The 19,301-nt window shown below is 57.3% G+C and carries 17 protein-coding genes and 2 pseudogenes; 10 read left to right on the forward strand and 9 right to left on the reverse strand.

The annotated features are described in order from the left end of the window. Positions 1–76: 76 nt before the first annotated feature. From NJU76_RS21770 to NJU76_RS21780, 3 genes and pseudogenes are all read right to left on the reverse strand, one after another. Positions 77–355, reverse strand: a complete 279-nt coding sequence (locus NJU76_RS21770) for a PadR family transcriptional regulator (protein WP_254533887.1) — start codon at positions 353–355, stop codon at positions 77–79. A 152-nt stretch (positions 356–507) separates the two neighbouring features. Further along, positions 508–782: pseudogene (locus tag NJU76_RS21775) on the reverse strand (twitching motility protein PilT); the annotation flags it as partial. Beyond that, positions 779–1,147 carry a UPF0175 family protein gene (locus NJU76_RS21780; protein WP_254533888.1) on the reverse strand — a complete coding sequence of 123 codons (369 nt, stop codon included), beginning with the start codon at positions 1,145–1,147 and terminating at the stop codon, positions 779–781. The gene NJU76_RS21780 and the pseudogene NJU76_RS21775, both read right to left, overlap by 4 nt. 869 nt (positions 1,148–2,016) lie before the next feature. Here NJU76_RS21780 and NJU76_RS21785 point away from each other — a divergent pair. The 9 genes and pseudogenes from NJU76_RS21785 to NJU76_RS21825 all read left to right on the forward strand — a co-directional run bounded on the left by NJU76_RS21785 (position 2,017) and on the right by NJU76_RS21825 (position 11,577). Beyond that, positions 2,017–3,129 carry a transposase gene (locus NJU76_RS21785; protein WP_254533889.1) on the forward strand — a complete coding sequence of 371 codons (1,113 nt, stop codon included), beginning with the start codon at positions 2,017–2,019 and terminating at the stop codon, positions 3,127–3,129. 558 nt (positions 3,130–3,687) lie between these two features. Beyond that, entirely contained in the window at positions 3,688–4,557 is an 870-nt protein-coding gene (locus tag NJU76_RS21790) for a universal stress protein (protein ID WP_254533890.1), read from the forward strand. 199 nt (positions 4,558–4,756) lie between these two features. Continuing rightward, positions 4,757–5,584 (forward strand): annotated as a pseudogene (locus NJU76_RS21795) (hemolysin family protein); the annotation flags it as partial. A 299-nt stretch (positions 5,585–5,883) separates the two neighbouring features. Then, a complete protein-coding gene (locus tag NJU76_RS21800; RefSeq protein WP_425604334.1) occupies positions 5,884–6,654 on the forward strand; it encodes a transporter associated domain-containing protein in 771 nt (256 codons plus the stop codon). Beyond that, on the forward strand, positions 6,632–7,255 hold the full coding sequence (locus NJU76_RS21805) for a YqaA family protein (protein WP_254533891.1): 624 nt from the start codon (positions 6,632–6,634) through the stop codon (positions 7,253–7,255). Before NJU76_RS21800 ends, NJU76_RS21805 begins: the two co-directional genes overlap by 23 nt. A gap of 184 nt (positions 7,256–7,439) precedes the next feature. Then, on the forward strand, positions 7,440–8,291 hold the full coding sequence (locus NJU76_RS21810; RefSeq protein WP_254533925.1) for a M48 family metallopeptidase: 852 nt from the start codon (positions 7,440–7,442) through the stop codon (positions 8,289–8,291). After that, positions 8,292–8,528: a DUF6199 family natural product biosynthesis protein gene (locus NJU76_RS21815; protein WP_254533892.1), complete on the forward strand. Its 237-nt coding sequence runs from the start codon at positions 8,292–8,294 to the stop codon at positions 8,526–8,528. A 337-nt stretch (positions 8,529–8,865) separates the two neighbouring features. After that, positions 8,866–10,059 carry an RNA-guided endonuclease InsQ/TnpB family protein gene (locus NJU76_RS21820; protein WP_254533926.1) on the forward strand — a complete coding sequence of 398 codons (1,194 nt, stop codon included), beginning with the start codon at positions 8,866–8,868 and terminating at the stop codon, positions 10,057–10,059. Positions 10,060–10,200: 141 nt separating this feature from the next. Then, positions 10,201–11,577: a S8 family peptidase gene (locus NJU76_RS21825; RefSeq protein ID WP_254533893.1), complete on the forward strand. Its 1,377-nt coding sequence runs from the start codon at positions 10,201–10,203 to the stop codon at positions 11,575–11,577. 67 nt (positions 11,578–11,644) lie between these two features. Here the strand turns inward: NJU76_RS21825 and NJU76_RS21830 are convergent, their stop codons facing one another. The 4 genes from NJU76_RS21830 to NJU76_RS21845 form a co-directional block, all read right to left on the reverse strand. Continuing rightward, positions 11,645–12,367, reverse strand: a complete 723-nt coding sequence (locus NJU76_RS21830; RefSeq protein WP_254533894.1) for a class I SAM-dependent methyltransferase — start codon at positions 12,365–12,367, stop codon at positions 11,645–11,647. A 147-nt stretch (positions 12,368–12,514) separates the two neighbouring features. Further along, positions 12,515–13,726: a ZIP family metal transporter gene (locus tag NJU76_RS21835; RefSeq protein WP_254533895.1), complete on the reverse strand. Its 1,212-nt coding sequence runs from the start codon at positions 13,724–13,726 to the stop codon at positions 12,515–12,517. Continuing rightward, on the reverse strand, positions 13,727–15,064 hold the full coding sequence (locus NJU76_RS21840) for a multicopper oxidase domain-containing protein (RefSeq protein ID WP_254533896.1): 1,338 nt from the start codon (positions 15,062–15,064) through the stop codon (positions 13,727–13,729). Between the two features lie 419 nt (positions 15,065–15,483). Further along, positions 15,484–15,837 carry a hypothetical protein gene (locus NJU76_RS21845; protein WP_254533897.1) on the reverse strand — a complete coding sequence of 118 codons (354 nt, stop codon included), beginning with the start codon at positions 15,835–15,837 and terminating at the stop codon, positions 15,484–15,486. 810 nt (positions 15,838–16,647) lie between these two features. Here NJU76_RS21845 and NJU76_RS21850 point away from each other — a divergent pair. Then, positions 16,648–17,430, forward strand: coding sequence for a hypothetical protein (locus NJU76_RS21850; protein ID WP_254532594.1), 783 nt, complete (start codon positions 16,648–16,650; stop codon positions 17,428–17,430). A gap of 45 nt (positions 17,431–17,475) precedes the next feature. Here NJU76_RS21850 and NJU76_RS21855 read toward each other — a convergent pair whose 3' ends face one another. Together NJU76_RS21855 and NJU76_RS21860 are read right to left on the reverse strand one after the other, a co-directional pair. Then, entirely contained in the window at positions 17,476–18,036 is a 561-nt protein-coding gene (locus NJU76_RS21855; protein ID WP_254532595.1) for a class I SAM-dependent methyltransferase, read from the reverse strand. Continuing rightward, positions 18,036–18,479: a DUF302 domain-containing protein gene (locus NJU76_RS21860; RefSeq protein WP_254532596.1), complete on the reverse strand. Its 444-nt coding sequence runs from the start codon at positions 18,477–18,479 to the stop codon at positions 18,036–18,038. The genes NJU76_RS21855 and NJU76_RS21860 overlap by 1 nt, the downstream gene beginning before the upstream one ends. Positions 18,480–19,301: the final 822 nt, after the last annotated feature.

Genomic DNA, 19,301 nt, shown 5'->3' on the forward strand with positions numbered 1-19,301 from the left:
AGTTGGCTTTACGTTCGTAGACCGCTCTAACGGCGGACAGGTATCGCTGGAAACATCGGGGTGTGGAACGGCCTTCCTAGTCGAGATCGACGTACTGGTTCTCCCACTCACGCCGGGCTTCGAGTTCTCGCGTGCCGCGACGAGTGACCGAATAGACGTTGGTCCGGCGATCCTTTTCGCCTTTTTCTACGAGTCCCTTATCGACGAGCGTATCCAGGTTCGGATAGAGCCGCCCGTGGTGGATTTCCTTCTCGTAGTAGCGCTCGAGTTCTTCTTTAATCGCGAGCCCATGCGGTTCATCCTGTCCTGCGATCACGTACAGCAAATCACGCTGGAATCCCGTGAGATCGTACATACTTCGATCCTTGGGACCAACGTATAAAATTCCGTCTATGTCTCGTGACGCAACAACCGGTCTCGAGTCGGAACGACGTCGCGCAATCGCCACGTCTGTCAGCAGTCGACCGTCATTCGACCGTCATGTGCGTCGGCGAGGGCGAACGCCTATGCTTCGCCAGGACCGAGATGGTCACTGACAACTGCCTCTCTGTTTGCAACTGTGGCCGAAATCGTCGCGATTGGAATCTCGTCGTCGAGTGTATCGAATGCTGACTGGAGATATGGATGGTCATCAACGCCGCTTTCGAGTTCCTCGTGAACGACTGGAACCGTGCAGATTCCAGAGAGTCCTGCAACCACCCTCAACTGGTCGATGTAAGCGAAATTCGAGAGGACAGTCGGTTCAGGACGCTTGGGTTCGTCGAGATATCGCCAGTCGTCACTGCGAGCGCGATGTCTCGTCATCTGCAGACGCATCATCGAATTCGAGTTCCGTTGCAGCCTCCGCCTCGTAGGCGGCATCTTCCTCATCTGCGAGCCCAAGCCGGAGTTCGACGTCGTGCTCACGGAGGATATCGCGCATCGTCCAGCGGTCGACATCAGCGAGTCGTGCAGCATCGCCGAGCGTGATCCGCTCGCGTTCGTAAAGGGCGACTGCAGCTGCAATACGCTCGTTTTCGTGGTCCTCGAAATACTCGCGCACGAACTCACGTAACGCATCGCTCTTGCCACCAAACACACCAGCCTCAACAGCACCCTCGATGAGGAGATTGAGATCGTCTGGATACGACCCGGTGATTCGTGCCATTGTTCTACTCCAGACTGCGACTTCATACTATTTATGAACTACGTCAGAATACCATATGCATTGAGACGGCCGGTCTCAACTACTGGTAGGAACACCGTGATAAACCGAATAAGACGATATCAATGCTGGCTTCCTCCAAACACACAGTTTCGGAGGATTGGTCAATTTTCGGTTGGACCCACATCGATTCGTAGTGGATTTCGTCAGTCAAGACCAGATTTCAAACCTTCAAGGGCGTATCTATCGAATGGATGTGAGAAATTGAAATGACTCTGACACTGCTGAACAGTGTTGCCACTCTCGAGCAGCGATCTCAGTGCGGTTCCAGTCGGTTAGTCGGGCGGGATTGATGCCGAGACCATAAAGGGAAGATTACAGAAAATCAAGGAAAAAGCCCACGACTTCACAGTGGGTGACAAACCATTTGGACGTGGTGACATCCTCCTCGCCGTTTACGGCGAGGCTTCCCGCCGCACCGCAAGCGGCTGGTGTGGGAACCTCGGGTTTGCACACCGACGAGTGCAGGGAGTACCACGCCCCCGTTATCCCTATCCAGTGGGGATTCGGGATTATCTCGTTATTTTCTGTCGGTATCCGACTCGTCCATTCGGCGGGATACCGTCGATGGGTACGGTCGGAATCCCAAATTTGTCCGATTGTCCCGGCATGGGAGCGGGCGTGCCGCCTCGGGTAGTGTGCGAGACGGTCCCCACCGATATAAAGACGGGGTGTGTCGGATTTACGCCCGCCCTGAAGGGCGGGATTCTCTCCTTGCACAAGATAGGAATGTCTAACGCATGCCCGCGTCTTTACAGTAGTTGCCGAAGTGCCTGAGAGATGGATTTCTCCGGTCGCAACATACAACGAGTATGGTCGCTACTGCCGAGGCACGGCAGGTCTGCCGTGCCGCAGGATCGCTTCTCTATCCGTCCATGGACTTCGGAGTGAAGGCCAATGGCACCTATACGAGTGAGGACTTCGCCAGAGTCCTCACTCGGAGTGCCTTCGAACGAGAGTTCACCAACACCAGTGCCAGACACCTCCAAATTGCCAGAGGTGACGACCTCGACCTCGAAGACCGGAGTCCGTTAGCGAAATCGTTCCTGTACAATCTCGGTCGGATGAACGCGGACGCCATCGACGCTCAGTTCGATGGCGTCCGCGACCAGGTCATCACGCAGACACGCAAAGCTCGTCGCTTTCCGAACACCGCAGAGGTTGCATTAGACCTCCACGAGTGGCTCTACTACGGTTCGAAGCAGACACCGATGGTGTCACGAATCAATCCTGACCGAGGGACCGATCTCGCCTACGTCTTCGTGACACTGTGCATTGTGTCACCGGCAGCGCGGTTCACGCTAGCGTCTGAACACGTTCCTCGGACCAACACAGCGTCCCTGATCGAAGCGATCCGCGAGGTGATCGAGACGGCCCGACGTACCGTCTCGATCGCCCGCATCTACTGTGATCGTGGCCTCTATCGGGTTGAATTAGTCGATGAGCTCGTCGATCTCGGTGTGGAGTTCGTCATGCGCGCACCCAAAACGCCAGGGATCAAGCGCGTTCTTGCCGAGCACGATGAAAGGAGATTTGTCACCGCCTACGAGTTGGTCAGAAAGCGGTCACCCACGATGCGTGTTCCAGTGACGCTTGTCGTCGTCCCGCACCACTCGCGGGACGACGACTCGCTGTGTCTGATCACGAACCGGGCACGGACAGTGGATGAAGCGGTGCCGCTCGGGCAAGCGTATCGACGTCGCTGGGGGATAGAGACCTCATATAGGAAGATCGGTGAGTTTCTGCCTCGGACCACGTCACCGGTGTTTGCGGTGCGGTTGTTCTACTTTCTGTTTGCTGTGACGCTGTACAATCTCTGGATCGTGGTGTGTCTGCTGCTTTCAGAGCAGCGGTGGACGAAAACGCAGCCAGCAGTCTCAACGGCGACGTTTCGGTTCTTCCTTGGGCCAGTGACGTATGGATAATCCTCGTCGGGGCGGCAGACCCGGGCTGGTGCCCGGGTCAGCGCGCTCCTCCGTACTGGTAAGTCTCACTACCGGCGTGAATTCCTCCTCCCGTCCGCCGCTGCCTACTCAAATTTCCGCTCGAACAACCGACTCAAGCTGTATTTGCGCGCCCCCATCTTACTTCAACGAGCGCTCTGCTGTCCGAATCGGCAACTACTGTTTAGGCGCGGGTCGAGTGGGAAGCCCGGGGCGACAACCGCCGTCAATAGCCGGGCCGGATATCCTACGCCGGTACGTTTAAGCGGCTGTCTGTCCTGTTTCAGTGTGCTACTCCGGTGGAGAGAGTCATACCAGAGAACACACGTATGCCGATGACTCGGCCGGAGACGGGGCCTGAGTGACCGGGCCACAGCCCTACCGAGGGAGGTAAACCGAGAGGTTCCCCCAGTATGCTGCTGGTTCCCTTGGAAGTGCGGGTTGAAACCTCGAAAGCCACGCTCGGCTGATATCCCATGGTGGGATGCCACGCCCTAAAGGGCGTGGAGGAGGTCACTCCCGTAGTCACTCACAATAAAGATGTACGAGGATATTCTGCTCCCGTTCGATGGAAGCGATGGGGCTGCGGAAACACTGCATCACGCCGCCGAGATTGCCCACTGGGACGATGCCACTATACACGTCCTCTTTGTAGCGGATACGACACGTGATAGCGTAACTGTCGTCGAAACCCAGGTCGTCGACGCACTCGTCCAGGAAGGCGAGGATATCGTCGAGGAGGCAGAGAAGACATTGCGCACACTCGGGGGAAACTACGATTCCGATGTCGTCCAGGGGAATCCAGCACCGACAATCGTCGAGTACGCCGAGCGATACGATCACGACCTGATTGTGATGCCAACACACGGTCGGAAGGGAGTGTCACGATACCTCGTCGGAAGCGTCACCGAGAAAGTCATCCGTCTGGCTTCCGTCCCCGTCCTTACCGTACGAATGCAACCCGACGAGCAACTGGCGTTCCCCTACGAGAACATCCTCATCCCGACTGACGGGAGTGCCAATGCGACCCACGCTGCCGAGCATGGTCTCTCCCTTGCAGCGTCTTGCAATGCGACCGTCCACGCACTATCTGTCGTGGACGATACTTCGCTCGGTCTGAATGTCCGCTCGAACATCTCGGGACGAGAACGCAAGCAGACTGCGACCGATGCTGTTGACGACCTCGTGTCAGAGGCGGAGACACACGGCGTCACGAACATCGTCCGCCACACCGAACACGGGACACCGATCGAAGTCATACTCGAAACGATCGAATCGAGTGATATCGATGCTGTCGTGATGGGCACCACGGGAAGACGTGGAACTGATCGAATCTTGCTCGGGAGCATCGCCGAAAAGACAGTCCGCTTGGCGACCGTACCCGTCATCACGGTTCAACACGGAGAGTAGCGGCTCCGTGAGGCCTCTCGTGACTGTCGAACTTCCTTGCTTGCTTACAATCGGACTAAGGGAATGCCCCGGGGCGCGACCCCGAGGCGGTTCACCATCACCGAATGATCGCTCGTCGACGTGGACGCTTACATCCGGAGTCAGCGTGATCCATCCAAAAGACTATAGCAGCTTCTGAAACAAAAACAAATACTAGTAAATGCTCCTGTCCGCCACTCTGCTCGAGGCCAATTCTTTGTGCCCCATTCTCTTAATCAGCGTCGACGGATTCTACTCGGAAACATCGATTACCCGTATGGGCGCTGTGGTTCTCCTCGTGCTCCTCGGTCTTTCTGCGTTCTTCTCGTCTTCTGAAATCGCGTTGTTCTCGCTCGCCAAGCATCGTATCGACGCCCTTATCGAGCAGGGAACGCCCGGTGCGGAAACGGTTGCAGACCTCAAATCGAACCCGCACCGGCTGCTCGTGACGATCCTCGTCGGGAACAATCTTGTCAACATTGCGATGTCCTCAATTTCGACTGCCATCGTCAGCTTCTATTTCGATCCTGGGTCCGCAGTGCTCATCTCGACGTTCGGTATTACGGCGATCGTCCTCCTCTTCGGTGAAAGCGTCCCGAAATCGTACGCCGTCGAGAACACGGAGTCGTGGTCGTTACGGATCGCCCGGCCGCTCAAACTCTCTGAGTATCTGTTGTTCCCACTGGTCATCGTCTTCGATTACCTCACACGGCTCGTCAATCGCGTAACGGGCGGACGGACAGCGATCGAGGACTCGTACGTGACACGCGACGAAATCCAGGAGATGATCCGGACGGGTGAACGCGAAGGCGTCATCGACGAAGACGAACGGGAGATGTTCCAGCGCATCTTCCGATTCCGAAACACGATCGCCAAAGAGGTGATGACGCCGCGATTGGACATCGTCGGCATCAACAAAGAGGCACCGCTCAACGACGCAATCACTCACTGTCTCGAAAGCGAGCACCGACGTCTCCCGGTGTATGCTGGTTCCTTGGGTGACATCCTCCCATGACTGCAGTCATTGGCTTCCCACGCCGTACCGCACCGCGCTGGATTGGGTGTTTGCAGGTTTGCGGGCCACCGTCGCGGGCGGGGTTGGAATCCCCGCCCGCGACCCATGTAGCGAGGGATGGGCCGCTGGCGGTGCCACGCCGCCGGTACTCCTATCCTCGCCCCGTTCGGATCCGACGTTTTGGTTCCGCCGGAACCAAAACGGGGCGTCAGCGGACTCGGAGTTACTTGTCTCGCGTATTGAAGCCCGACGCTTGGTTTTTGTTCCCACGAAGGGCACGTCCCGTTTCCGGGATGGGCGGACACTCGAACCGCCAGTTTCGGGCCATCGGTTGCCGAAGGGGTCGTACCCTTCAGACCGACACGACAAGCGACGCGGGCAACGCTCAAAAGCGTTGCCCGCAGGATGTGTACGGTGCGTATCCCACGACTGAAGTCGTGGGTTTTGCGCCTGTTCAGCACTATAACATCGTCGGAACTGCTGATATTCACGAGCTCATCGCAGCCTACCGGGATGGCAGTGCCGAGGACACGCCTCTTAGCGATCTGGAACTCTTGAACCCCCCTCACCATGTCCCGGAAAGTAAACGTGTGGACGAACTGCTCAGCGAGATGCAGGCTTCGCGAACCCGGATGGCAGTCGTTATCGACGAATTCGGGACGACAGAGGGACTCGTGACGGTAGAGGACCTTGCCGAGGAGATTGTCGGAGAAATTCTCGAAGGGACGGAGGATGCACCGATAACACAGCTTAACAAGACGACAGCACTTGTTCGCGGTGACGTAGATATCGCCACTGTAAACGAGCGACTCGGTCTGAACCTTCCGGACGGTGAGGAGTTCGAGACGATTGTAGGCCTCTTGTTCAACCGGGCTGGACGGCTTGTTGAGCAGGGAGAAACGTTCGATGTTGACGACGTACAACTGCGGGCTGAGACGATCGACCAGACCCGAATTAAACAGGTTCGAATCCGCACCGACCACACCGACCAATCGAAGGCTCCCTCAGAGTCAGCTGTCGAGGCAGAGAGTCCAGACTCGAATGAAATTCCCGCTGGTGAGTAAGACAGGACAGATGTTTCTTCCCACTACCAGTCTGGATTCGCTGTATTCCTCCGTATTTACGTCCCTGTCCAGTGATTTCACAACCGGAATTCTCGAGTACGGTCAGACAGTGGTTGATAGCGCGACTGGCTGGCCCGGTCTGGGAATCATCTTTGTCTACTCGTTTTTGATCGCATTCGTGCTTCCTGGCCCGAGTGAGGTCGTACTTGCTGCTCCCCTTAATCTCGGGATTCCTCTTTGGGGACATCTTGGACTCATTATGAGCATCAGTGCGGCGGGAAAAGCCGTTGGTAGTCTGGTGGCCTTCCATCTCGGACAGGAGGCAAAAAAGGCTGGCCCGATCGTTCGGTGGTTACGTCAGTCTCGGTTTGATGTCGTCGAATGGTCCGAACGACGGACCGTTTCGCTCGCTCGACAATATGGATACAGTGGATTGGCTCTTGCCCTGTGTGTCCCGTTTTTCCCGGATACGATTTCGATCTATGCGTTCGCCATACTCGAAGAGGACTATTTGAAGTTTGCAATTGCCACGTTTGTGGGGAGCTTGGGGCGACTCGTCGTGACGCTCTCCCTCTTTGGTGGTGCAATCACCGTCCTGTGAAGACGATTCTTGACCAGAGCCACATGGAAGGAATCCTTGCCCCTGATCACCTACCCGAATGTGTAGTCTGTGGCGACGACCTGAATGATGGAGCGGTAGACGATCGGATCGGGTTGTAGTAGCCGGATTTATACGTCCGACCTCGTAACTAACCCATATGAGACATATTGGACTCAAGATCCGGATGGCCGTCGTCGGTGCCATCCTTGCGTCGTTCTATCTCGTCGCCATCGCCGCAGCGATGGTGGCGTTCGGCCAGGGCGTCCTCCCGATCGCAATCGTCGGCAGTCTCCTCCTCGTCGGTGTCCAGTACAAGATCGGGAAGTGGGTCGCCTTACGAAGCGTTGGTGCTGAGGACCTCCCCGAGAACCAGTACTCACAGATCCACCAGTTCGTCGAGCAGGTATGCCGCGACAAGAATATGAAGAAGCCATCGCTGAAAATCGCTAACATGGGCGTGCCGAATGCGTTCGCGGTCGGCCGCCGCGGCAACGGTACCGTCGTCATTTCCCGAGAACTCATCCAGCTGCTCGACCGCAACGAACTCGAGGGTGTCGTCGCCCACGAGCTCGCACATATTGACAATCGCGACGTCGTCACGATGCAGCTCGGACAGGGCATCGCGTCCATCGTCGCGATCGTTGTCCAGTACATCGTGCTATTTACGGGCGATAATGATCTCGCGGATTTCTTCCTCGCCATTGTCGTCGGGAATCTCGTACAGTTCCTCGTGATGCTGTTTGTGCTCGCCATCTCCCGGTACCGCGAATACGTCGCTGACGCCGACGCAAAGGGGGTCATCGGGGGAGGCGAACCACTCGCTCGTGCCCTCGAAAAAATTCATCAGGGGAATCAGCAGGCCCAACAGTCTCCTCAGCACGATCGCGGCCGAGTTCGAAATGATCGACGCCGCGACGCGAATGTTGACCAGCAAGTAAGCGCGCTCTGTATTTCCAGCCCCGACCGCGGTTTCCTCCAGAAAATCGTCTCCACACACCCACCGATGGAGAAGCGCATCCAGCGGCTCCGATCGTAGATGCCCGGCATCCGCGAACTCCTTGCGGTCGTCCTCGGCATCCTGTTGGGCATTGTGCTGCTCGCTGCGCCGCGAACGGCCCTCCAGTTATCCGTGCTCGTTGGCCCGAACCGCCGACGCCGCGGTGACTACGGCACTGACCAACCACTCCCCGATCGGTGGACGTGGATCGCTCGTGGGTTTGGTATTGCATGTCTCGCCATTGCTGCGTTTATCGCCTATCAAACGTATTCCTGATCGCTCTGTCGAAGAGGAGCACCGAGTATCGAGTCATGTACGAGAACGTCTTCATACCGACGGATGGATGTGCGAAAGCGGTCCACGCTGCCGAGCATGGTCTCTCATTTGTAGCGTCTCTCGAGGTGACCGTTCGCGTGCTGTGTGCCGTGGAGTACGACGGGGCTTGTCCCTGAGGCACTTCACAGGCTGTCGAGGCAGATGCCCCGACCTCAAGGGTCGGGGAGGAAGCCAACACTTGGGAATAAGTCCACACCAGAGACAGACCGACTCCCGAATGAATAAGTAAGTGAAGGCGATAATGTGAAACACAGCGGAGTACCGTCGTTCCGCCGTCATCAAGCTCGACACGCCCGAAGGAGCTGACAAGCACCTCGACGAGACTGTCGAGCAGTTCAAACACTGCGCCAACACCGCAAGCGAATGGTGCTGGCATGGCGACGACGGCTACCACGTTACCTCGAAAGCCAAAGCTGAACGCGCTCTCTACGACCAACTCAAAGACGAGACAGACCTCACCGCAAACCTCGTCCAGAAGGGCATTCGCAGAGCAGTCGAAGCCGTCAAAAGCGGAGTCGAACGACTCAAACGAAGTGAGAAAACGTCACAACCTCACTTCTCGTCAGATAGTGCGGTGTACGACAAGCGAAGCGCGACATTCCACCGCGACCACGTATCCCTATCCACCGTAGACGGGCGCGTTGAGTGCGACTACATCCTTCCCGACGACTCGGAGACACCACCGGCCAAGTACGTCTCTGACGAGGACTTCGAGTTTCGGATGGCCCACTTGCAGTACCGTGACGGCGACTGGTACCTCCACACTTCGATGCGAAAAGTCGAAGAAGACGAGGCGTCGTCTGAATCCGAGTCCAAGCACAGAACAGTCCTTGGTGTGGATTTGGGCGTCAACAACCTCGCAGTCGCTTCAACAGGGCAATTCTGGTCGGCAGACGAGTTCAACCACTGGCGTCGAGAGTACGAAAACCGACGTGGCTCACTCCAACGGTGTGGCTCTCGTCACGCCCACGAGAACATCGAAATCGTCGGTCGAAAAGAGTACGGTCGCTTCGAGATACACCTGCATACGGTAGCAAACGAAATTATCGAGGAGGCCGTCGAAAACAATTGTTCGCACATCGTATTCGAGGACTTGACATACATCCGCAAGAACATTCCTGAAGCGACGTGGCAACACGTCTGGGCGTTCCGACGCCTCTACGAGTACGTTGAGTACAAGGCTGAGGAACACGGTGTCAAGGTTGTGCAGGTTGACCCGCGTAACACGTCAAAGCGTTGCTCGAGGTGTGGGTTTACCCACGACGACAATCGGTCGGGAGAGACCTTTGGGTGTCAGAAATGCGGGTACGAGAACCATGCCGACTACAACGCATCAAAGAATATCGGATTGCAGTATCTCCGTCGCAGGCAAAATGCAGGCGATGGAGGCGCACCTGTAGACGTGCGCCTGAATCGCGGGACGCTGAACGTAAGCGGGGAGTACGTGCCCCCTGCCTCGACTCAGGCATAGAACGGGAGTCCACGCGAAAGCCTCGGGGCTTGACCCCGAGGCAGTTTACACCCCCGGTTTCCATGCGTGAGAGGGTGTAGGGTTGCCGAGAAGGATCGTACAGGAGAAATATTTGATTTATTGTATGTACATGAATACAGAATGTACAATTCTTCTTACTTACTTAGTAGCATATATATGGCGCAAGTTTTACCTCATCTTGTCTTGATTGTCTTTTCGGACGACATGAAAAAGATAACGAAACGGCGCCAGTTCCTGAAAGGATTTGCAGCGACGACTGTCGGCATTGCAGCCACGACACCTGCAAGCGGTACTGATCAACAGACAACCTATCTCATTACCAGTAACGGAGAGGACGCTTCACATCGAATCGAGCGAGCGGGATACACGATTCGGAACGAAATCCCAGCCGCAAACGTTCAGATTGTTACGGGTCCAGCGAACACAGCAGATGATCTTCAGGCTGTCACTGGTGTCCAAGATGCCGTGTCGGATGTCGCCTACAAAATAGGCGGTTCGACTATCGAAGCCCCCGACACAACCGATGCTAAATACACTGATCGTCAGTGGGACAAACAGATCACCGATGCGTTTGACGCACACACAACCTCGACTGGGAAAGGGACACGTATCGCTATCATGGATACGGGAATCGATGCTGTTCATCCTGACCTCGAAGACAATGTGAATACCGATCTGGGACGGTCGTTCATCGACGGCGAAGTTGGCACAGATACGAGACCAGTTCATCCACACGGCACGCACGTCGCAGGAATTGCTGGCGGAACCGGCGACCAAGGCATCACGGGCATGGCTCCCGACACAGAGCTCGTTCCGCTCCGCGTCTTCCCGAAAGAGGGGCCGCTCCTCGAGAAGATGAGTGACTGCTTGCTCGCGCTCGATTATGCCGCCAGTATTGGTGCCGATGCGGTAAATATCAGTCTCGGTTGGAGTCCACGCCCGCCTGAGGAAAATCAGATATCGCGTGACGTTCGGCGTGTAGTCGCCAAACGCGTCGTCCAAAGCGCTCTGGAACGCGGCACGATAGTCGTTGTGTCAGCAGGCAATTCGAACTTCGATCTTCAGCATGGCGGCTATCGGACTATGTGGACCAGCCTGCCGAACACGTTCTCGGTGAGTGCAACCGGTCCAGATGACGAACTGTCGTTCTACTCGAACTACGGTACGAGTGATATCGACGTGGCCGCGCCCGGCGGTGGCTACGGAACAGTGGAGAAAACTCTCTCATCGGAAACCGAGTGGCCATTCCCAACGAACCTCGTGTTCTCGAGTATCCCCAATAACTCGTATGCGTACTACCAAGGGACGTCGATGGCTGCTCCCCAAGTGACCGGACTCGTTGGACTTATCAAGGATAAGGATCTTGCTCCAGACCTCAACACCTACCAAGTCGAAGAGACGATCAAGCAGAATGCAGAGATAAGTCCCGGTCAGGGTGACCCTGAATTCGGAGCAGGCAGAATCAATGCTCTAAAGACAGTCAGATCACTCACATGATGCCGACTTAGGCCGGTATTCTCGCGCCTCAGCGTCGGGAGGGCGTCAATCCACCTCTTCTGCAATCTCACACGGCGACGCCGACGATCCATCGCCACCGCTGTTCGACGGTCCCGTCGAGTGAGTCGAGCAGTTCACGCGCCTTCGCAACGCGTTCCTCGACTGGGAGCTTCGGGTAGAGACGCGCTGCCATCGCCGGAATGGCGTGGAAGCGCCGGACTGACTCGGCCGTCGTCGCAAACCGCCAGGTACCGGCGGTGACGGCAAACTCGTCTTCGAAGGCCGTCTCGACGTCCTCGACTCCTGTGGGTGACCGGGACTCTCGGGCGAGCCCATCGAAGATGTCCGTTCCGTCAGTGTTGGTCCAGCCGAGCGGTGCGACGGCGCCGACGACCCCGTCCGAACGCACGACTCGGGCGGCCTCTCGCGTGGCGATCGCTGGATCGGGAACGAGAAAGAGCGACGCGGTAAACGCAACCCCGTCGAAGGACCCATCGACGAACGGCAGGTGATCGAAGTCAGCCTCGACCCGCGGCGCGGACTCGACTTCTCGTAGCATCTCGCGGCTGAAGTCCAGCGCGACTGTCCATCGTGATCGCTCGGCGAAAATATTCGTACTCACACCCGTCCCGGAACCGGCATCGAGGACGGAGTCGAACGGCCCGTTCGCTCGAGCCGACATCTCGGCGGCCAGAAGCCGCGCGAGTGCGGTGAAACGGCCGGTTCGTCGCTCGTAAGCAGCGTATGCGGAGACACTGTCCTCGAAGTTCGTCCGGACGATGGATTTCATACTCCTCGGAACGGGCGGCGACGAAATATGCGTTCTCCTCGGTCTGGCGCCGTCATTCGACGTACCGTCCGTCGATCGGTCGATCTCACGTAGGTTCGAATTCCGTCCACATGCGCGTCGACGACACCAAATTGCATCGATGGTCTATCAGAGGGTGAACAGGCCCGTCGCGTACATGAATACCAGTCCGATCGCGAATCCCATCATGTTCGGTGCGGATCGTATCGAGCCCGTCCGACGCACGATATCACCGATATCGAAGACGACTTGCAACAGTGCCCCGACCCCGATGGCGAGAAACAGCGTGTTCAACAGCGGCGATTGCGTCGAAACGCCGATCCAGCCGCCGAGGATGGCGGGTGCGCCCGCGAGCAGGCCGAACGCCACGAAATGCACGAGCGACGGACGGTTCCCGTCGGCAAGGGGGGCGATGATAACCGGACCTTCGGTGACGTTGTGTATCATGAACCCGATGATGAGAAACATCCCGAGTGAGGTGCGTCCGGTTGCGAACGCAGCGCCGATTGCGAGCCCCTCTGCGAGATTGTGGAGGCCGATCCCGAGCGCAGCGGAATATGCGAGCGACAGTCGGGACTCCCCTTCGTCATCGGTCAGCCAGTCCATCACTGCCTGAAGCAGCAACCACGCCCCCGAGATGCCGAGCACCACGAGAAGCGGTCCGGAGTACCCCGACGGAACTGACTGTGCGGTCTCGAACGCTTCGAACCCGCCGTCGAAGATGAGATAGCCGAGGACGCCCGCGGAGAACGCGAGCATCGCGTTGAGCCACTTCTTGCTCATCGTCTGCATGAAGGGGAACCACATGATGCCGAGCGCGATCGGAACGATCCCGATGAGGAATCCGATGACGGTGAGGGTCCAGACGACTTGCCCGGTCAACCCGGGTGAGGAATTCGCGGCCACGATGGTCGTACTGAACGTCGCTCCGTTATCTGCGATGACCGTCACGCTGTAGTCGTATTCCTCCATCCACGAGTACGGAATTTCTATCGTGGCACTTTCCAGCGGCTCGAGCGTCCGATCTCCGCCAGCCCCGGTCATTTCGAATTGCCAGTTCGCGTCGTCGACGTGGACCTGCGAGATCGTAACGGGTTCGGGGGCGTTGTTCGTGACGTGGAGACGAATCGTATCGTCGTTCGGAAGGGTCGTGTAATCTATCGACACGTCGGGCAACGGTTCGCCACCGTCCACTCCGGCGAGTGGCGTCGTCGCCACGAACCCACCGACGACGAGCCCTAACAGGAGTATCGGAACGACGCCGATCACCCATCGTGGGAGGCCGAAGGGCCGGTTCGGTGACTGTGTGACGCCGCCGTCCGATTTCGGATCGGTCGTCATTTAGTTCACCTCGAAAAAGCTCATCCAGCCGAGTTCTGCGAACTCGGACTGGTGAGCGTGGAACATGTACAGTCCTGGCTCGTGGTTGCTGTAGTCGAATTCGAGGATTCCCCGCTGTGCCTGACACATCAACACCGTGTCGATGGTTTTGCGATTCGGGAACAGCGTCGTGCCGGCGTCGTAGTAGTCGAAGAACTGCGAGTGGCAGTGAAACGAGTTCACGAAGTCGAACTCGATCATGTTCAGGAGGTGTACTCGCTGCAGTTCGTTGCGGTCGATCTCGATCGGGTGTTTCGTCTCGCCGGCCTCCCATTCGCCGTTGAACGCGTCGGTCTGAGCCGGTGCATAGCAGAACCCCCGTGTATTGACGGCGTAGACCTCGTTATCGCCGTCAAAGTTGGTATCGAACCCGTTCATGATCATGACCATCTCGTCGATGCCGTCGAAGCCCTCCGGACTGTAGTCTGCGTGGGAGATCATGTTTCGACTTCGCGCCCGTTCGGCGGCCATCTCGCGAACCTCGTCCGTGATCGGGCCGTGGTAGTCGATGTACTTCCGTGGATTTTCCCTGACGTTCTCCGGCTTGGGGTCGACGATCATGCTCCCGTACATGCCGCGGTGAACGTGCGCCTTCAGCGGGAGCATGTGGCAATGATAGAGATGGGTCCCCACCGGCTGGGCCTGCCACTCGTAGGTGAACGACTCGCTGCTATCGATAAGTCCCGGGCCGTTCTGTGGTGTCCCGTCCATCCGTGGGTTGAGATTGCGGAGATGAGGATGGATCGTGTGGCCCATGTCCGGAAACGCGTTCGTGAAATTGACCCGTACTAGATCGCCCTCCTCAACGCGGATGGTTGGCCCGGGCACTTGCCCGTTGAACGTCCACATCGGAAACGAGATCCCCGGAAGGATTTCCTGTTCGATCGGAATCGCGACGAAATTAAACTCCCGAACGGTTTGGCCGTTCTCTTCGTAGATGCCGGCGTTTAGACCGAAGTCGTTTTCACCGAATCGTGAAGGACGCTCGTTCGTCGAATCTCCCGTGTTGAATTCCCGTAGGAAGCCGTGGGGATCGAATTGCTCCTCGGTGTAGGTTCCGGGTGCGCCGAACCCCATCGTTTCGTCGTTCGAATCGTTGGTGTCGTCGTCCGATCGAGTCGCGCCCGTTCCCACGATCGCGGAGCCACCTGCGATAGCGAGTCCGCCGAGGACTGCCCGCCGAGAGACGCCGTCGTGATTTTTCACCGAGTCGACCAACCGCTCCTCGAGACTCCGGGTGACTGTTCCTGCGTCGTCTTCGTGTATCGCCGAATCGGATTCTTGTCGATTACTACTCATCCGTGTGAATAGGTGCCAATGTGGCCGCAAAACATATAGTAGTTTCTATCAAACTTGGAGTTTAGATCCATCTAAAATACGAGTGTGTTCCACACAATCGCGTCTAGCACAGCGTCTCTCGAGACGAGCTTTTGAAGGTCCTTCCAAAATTTTGTCGCAATCCGACCGAGAAAATCATTCTGAATGTGAGTATTAAATAACGACTAGCTCTCCATCGTCTCCGCCTGCGCCCCGTCCTCGACCGATCCGTCAGTAGTGAATCGCTTCGGGGTCACGCCCCGCGGCATTCGCCTCGATCGCCTGTAAACAGCCGCCCGATCGTGATCGGCGTGTGATATGGACTCCTGTAACAGGATGTCATAGAACTGTTCACACCATCAGTGCTAGATTCGTAGCGCGTTAGATTCAGAGCGGCTATGTCAGGCCAGCGACCGGGTTTTGAGAGGGGCAAAACGGCTTCTTATTCCGTAAACGAGGACAGCTATCGCGCTTACAGTCGTCCCGACCATGAAGGGGATCAGCAGAAATTCGCGGGGCGACTGAACGACTACTGGCCTCCCGAGTATGAGAACGTACGCACGGAAGTACGCACGGGATAATACGCTATCAAATACGAACGCTCCAAGGAACCCGCCAAGACTGACAAGCCCAACGCCAATAGTCCATAACAATCGCGTTCGTAGTTCTAGAGCGCGGCGTTTGGTGTCGGTATAGACGATTCCCATGACGAGGAACGTGACGAGGGGTGAAACGAGGAGGGGATGCAGGTACATACTATCTGTAAACAAAGCAACTTCACATAAAGGTAGATACTATATTGCTATGGCTTCACTTCGGGAGTCTCGCATTGTCGCGGGAGGGGAAATACGCAGAGATACTTAGCGGCTGTACGCCGACTCAACGGTTGGAACAAACTCTTGGTAAGAGTTCAATGACGCCCTCCTCCTGGAAGTCATGTCCGGTGAAACCGCGAACCGTCCTGGGGGTGCAGTAGTACATCGGTACAGCAGACCGTATGAACCGTTTCGTCCGACAGTATCGACGGCCCTGTTTGCCAGCCGAATCGTCAGGTCACGATCCTGGCGTTTGCGGTCGTTCCTCGAGTGCTGACAGTGGCGATAGCGGTATGCTCTTTTTATTTTGTTGACCGGAGCAGAGCATATTCTGTCTCTCGCCGCCGCCTCTCGATTCATCGTATAAGAATCCAATAGAGAATAGGGAAATTACAGTAAAAAGTAGTACTGATTCAATTAAAATCACGAAATTCTATTGATGCTGGAGAAAGAAAGTTTATGGTTCGATAGTGCCCCTCCCAGATTGCATGGCACGCGACGAACCGGTACGGGACACTGCGAGTTCCGCCGAACTGACAGCTATAGTAGTCGTTGAAAGTCAGTGCACACCCCACTCGCGAATTCGCGGCCAGTGAGGCTTCGCTGGCCGCTTCACTGCGAGTGGTGAGTAAATCGTTTCAACGACTACTATAGTACCGACGAACGGAACAACGCCAGCCTGATTGACCGGCGGTCGTACCTGTAGGGAGCAACGCGACGGCAGTCGCGGCGAGCGTTGGTACGAGTGCGGTGAGCGCGGCCGAGGGTGACTACGAGGTCATCGAGGCGCGTGGCCAGACGATCACCATCGACGCCGGCGAAACCTGGGAGAACAAGCTCATCGACCTCGGAAATGGGAATACGATCACGATTATCGCCAAGGGAACGAACTGGACCGTTCGGAACATCGAGTTCCGCGGAACGCTCGGTGCGACGGGAACGGCACCGAACAGCGGGTCCGTCTTCGGGACCGCCGACACCGGCGACGGCACCTCGACGCTCGAGAACATCTTCTGGAGACGCGGCAACCCCGATCGGCCGTCGAACGAGCGTCCGCTGCTGATGTGGGTCGGTCCCGACCACAGTGGCCATCTCGACGTCAGGAACGTGCATTTCGGACATACCGGTTGTAATGGGATCTACGGGTCCGCGCCCGCGTACAACGGCGACCGTGGCACAATCCACATCGACGGCTGTTATCCCTCCGACAACCACCACACGGCGTTCCGCATCGGTGACAACGGCTGCAAGATCACTGACTCGGTCGTCTACAAGAGTGGAATGCGAGCCGCGAACCGCGGAATCTGGGTCTGGTCGGATAATTACGGTGGTGATGCCACGATCGAAAACACACACGTCATTACCAACGGCGCTGGTGGCGGCATCGTCACGCACAACTCACCGTCCATCGAGATGGACCACGTGTACCCCGATGACGGCACCGGGACACACAGCGGTCCCGAGCACTCCGTCCCGGATGGTTGTCCCGAGAGTCCCGAAGCGGCTGCCAGCGGCGCCAGAACACCCTCATAGTACTGTCCAAAGAAGTTTACCGCTCTGAACCTAACGAGGGGGAGCTCACTCGAGCGTGGCGATTAGCATGAACGTCTCTGGCCTGACCGCTTCGAACGCGATATGGAACCCGTGTTCACGGAGTCCGGTTGCTGCTTCGTCGGCGGTGTATCGCTCGTCAAGCGGCGGACCGTGGTCCCCCGATCCAGTCGCCGCCCAGTCGAGGATGACGAGTCGCCCCCCCGGCTTGAGGACTCGGTTGATTTCGGCGAGTGCGTCGTCTTCAGCGAACTCGTGATACGTCATCGTCGAAAACGCCGCGTCGACGGAGTCGGTGTCGAAGGGGAGGTCGCTCACGCCGGTCGTGACGAGGTCGACGTTTTCGGGAACGCCTTTCTCGCGATAATACTCGTGCATCTCCTCCTGCATGTCGACTGCGTACACGTCGCCCGCATGCGATGCGATGTCATCGGTGTAGAACCCGGTCCCGCTGCCGAGGTCCGCGATGGTGTCGGTCGATGTGGGCTCGAGCGCCCATAGCAGTTCTTCGGCCGATAGATAGCGGTAGCGTTCGCCCGCTTGCTCGAGCTTGTCGGCCCGTGACGCGTCGAACGTGTGATGTCCCATTAGTGGAGTTTCTCGAAGGCGTCGTCGACGAGTTCGCCGGTCGTTGCGATGATATCGGTCATCTCGTCGTCGTCCGGTGCCATGCCGACGAGACGGGCGATTCGCATGATCGAGACGTGATAGACTCGCTGCTTCCCAGGTTCTTCCTCCCAGATGACGACGTTACAGGGGAACAGCGCGCCTAGCGCTCCGTCGCTGGCGTCGAGGGCGCGGTCGGCTACCGCCGGATTGCAAGCGCCGAGGACGTAGTAGGGATCCCGGCCGGCGTCGACCTTTTCGTTGAGCAACTCCGACGGGGAGAACTCGACGGGAACCCCGAAGCCAGCCTCGGTGAACACCTCTCGGACGTGTTCGATGGCCGGTTCGTGGTCCATCTCGAGCGTCGTCTGCATTGCACCGATGTCGTCCGGATCTATCCGGGTCGGATCGATAGGAAGCGTCATTCGTGTATAATAGTGGGGTGTCCAAGCAAAATCCTTTCGACACGGGATTTCCAGCGGTATCCGGTGGCGTTTTCGAGCGGCAGAAGGCGGTGATCGAACAGTTCTACCCGGGTTCTCAGGTCCCGTTCTGTCGATGGCAACTTCGAGGGGTGACTCCGTAGGTCGCGTTCGAATCACCGCTGTTTCCGACGAGCACGGTACTCGGTGCGGACGAACATCTCGTGTCGGTCGGAGGTCGAAATCTGATCGAACCGATGGTTTCGAACGGCGTGCGATCAGCTCGAAACGGTATGTCACTGGTTGCAAAACGACATCGTGGCCGGCTGGAGGCTCGGCCGCAGGGACTCGCACAGTCCTTCGTACAGTATCTCCGTCGCTTGCGTACGTTCGGCTGTCGACGGGATGTCTCATCCGTACTCTGTTCGGTAGTGGAACCGTATCGGTTGCCGGATGGGTACTCGGTATCCGAACGCCGACCGGGTTATCGAAAGCCCGTCATATCCAACCATGAGGGCTAGAAGAACTATTACTAATGGCCGATGATAACCAGATACCTTCTGCCGACACCCAGAGGCACCATCCTTCCCCCACTTTCATCCAGTTTTCCAAACTACCCCAGTTTCGCCTATCCCCCTCGTCACCCCCGTTTTCCCGACTCTGCCAGTTTCGCCGCTTCGAACTCATCGGGTGGGACAGGCCGATCATCTCGAGGCCAGTCGCCGAATCACTCGACCACGACGATGTCCATCGTCTGCCAACCGACTCACATAGTGCACTGTATTGTGCCCATCACACAAAACACCTAAGGCGCTGCACCTCGAA

The sequence above is a fragment of the Natrinema gelatinilyticum genome (genome assembly GCF_024266705.1).
GTDB classification, from domain to species: Archaea; Halobacteriota; Halobacteria; order Halobacteriales; family Natrialbaceae; genus Natrinema; species Natrinema gelatinilyticum.

Bases quoted from the DNA above. Each gene is read 5' to 3' on its own strand.
- NJU76_RS21770 (WP_254533887.1), bottom strand. From the start codon at position 355: ATGTACGATCTCACGGGATTCCAGCGTGATTTGCTGTACGTGATCGCA.
- NJU76_RS21780 (WP_254533888.1), bottom strand. From the start codon at position 1,147: ATGGCACGAATCACCGGGTCGTATCCAGACGATCTCAATCTCCTCATC.
- NJU76_RS21785 (WP_254533889.1), top strand. From the start codon at position 2,017: ATGGTCGCTACTGCCGAGGCACGGCAGGTCTGCCGTGCCGCAGGATCG.
- NJU76_RS21790 (WP_254533890.1), top strand. From the start codon at position 3,688: ATGTACGAGGATATTCTGCTCCCGTTCGATGGAAGCGATGGGGCTGCG.
- NJU76_RS21800 (WP_425604334.1), top strand. From the start codon at position 5,884: ATGGGCGGACACTCGAACCGCCAGTTTCGGGCCATCGGTTGCCGAAGG.
- NJU76_RS21805 (WP_254533891.1), top strand. From the start codon at position 6,632: ATGAAATTCCCGCTGGTGAGTAAGACAGGACAGATGTTTCTTCCCACT.
- NJU76_RS21810 (WP_254533925.1), top strand. From the start codon at position 7,440: ATGGCCGTCGTCGGTGCCATCCTTGCGTCGTTCTATCTCGTCGCCATC.
- NJU76_RS21815 (WP_254533892.1), top strand. From the start codon at position 8,292: ATGCCCGGCATCCGCGAACTCCTTGCGGTCGTCCTCGGCATCCTGTTG.
- NJU76_RS21825 (WP_254533893.1), top strand. From the start codon at position 10,201: ATGTACAATTCTTCTTACTTACTTAGTAGCATATATATGGCGCAAGTT.
- NJU76_RS21830 (WP_254533894.1), bottom strand. From the start codon at position 12,367: ATGAAATCCATCGTCCGGACGAACTTCGAGGACAGTGTCTCCGCATAC.
- NJU76_RS21835 (WP_254533895.1), bottom strand. From the start codon at position 13,726: ATGACGACCGATCCGAAATCGGACGGCGGCGTCACACAGTCACCGAAC.
- NJU76_RS21840 (WP_254533896.1), bottom strand. From the start codon at position 15,064: ATGAGTAGTAATCGACAAGAATCCGATTCGGCGATACACGAAGACGAC.
- NJU76_RS21845 (WP_254533897.1), bottom strand. From the start codon at position 15,837: ATGTACCTGCATCCCCTCCTCGTTTCACCCCTCGTCACGTTCCTCGTC.
- NJU76_RS21855 (WP_254532595.1), bottom strand. From the start codon at position 18,036: ATGGGACATCACACGTTCGACGCGTCACGGGCCGACAAGCTCGAGCAA.
- NJU76_RS21860 (WP_254532596.1), bottom strand. From the start codon at position 18,479: ATGACGCTTCCTATCGATCCGACCCGGATAGATCCGGACGACATCGGT.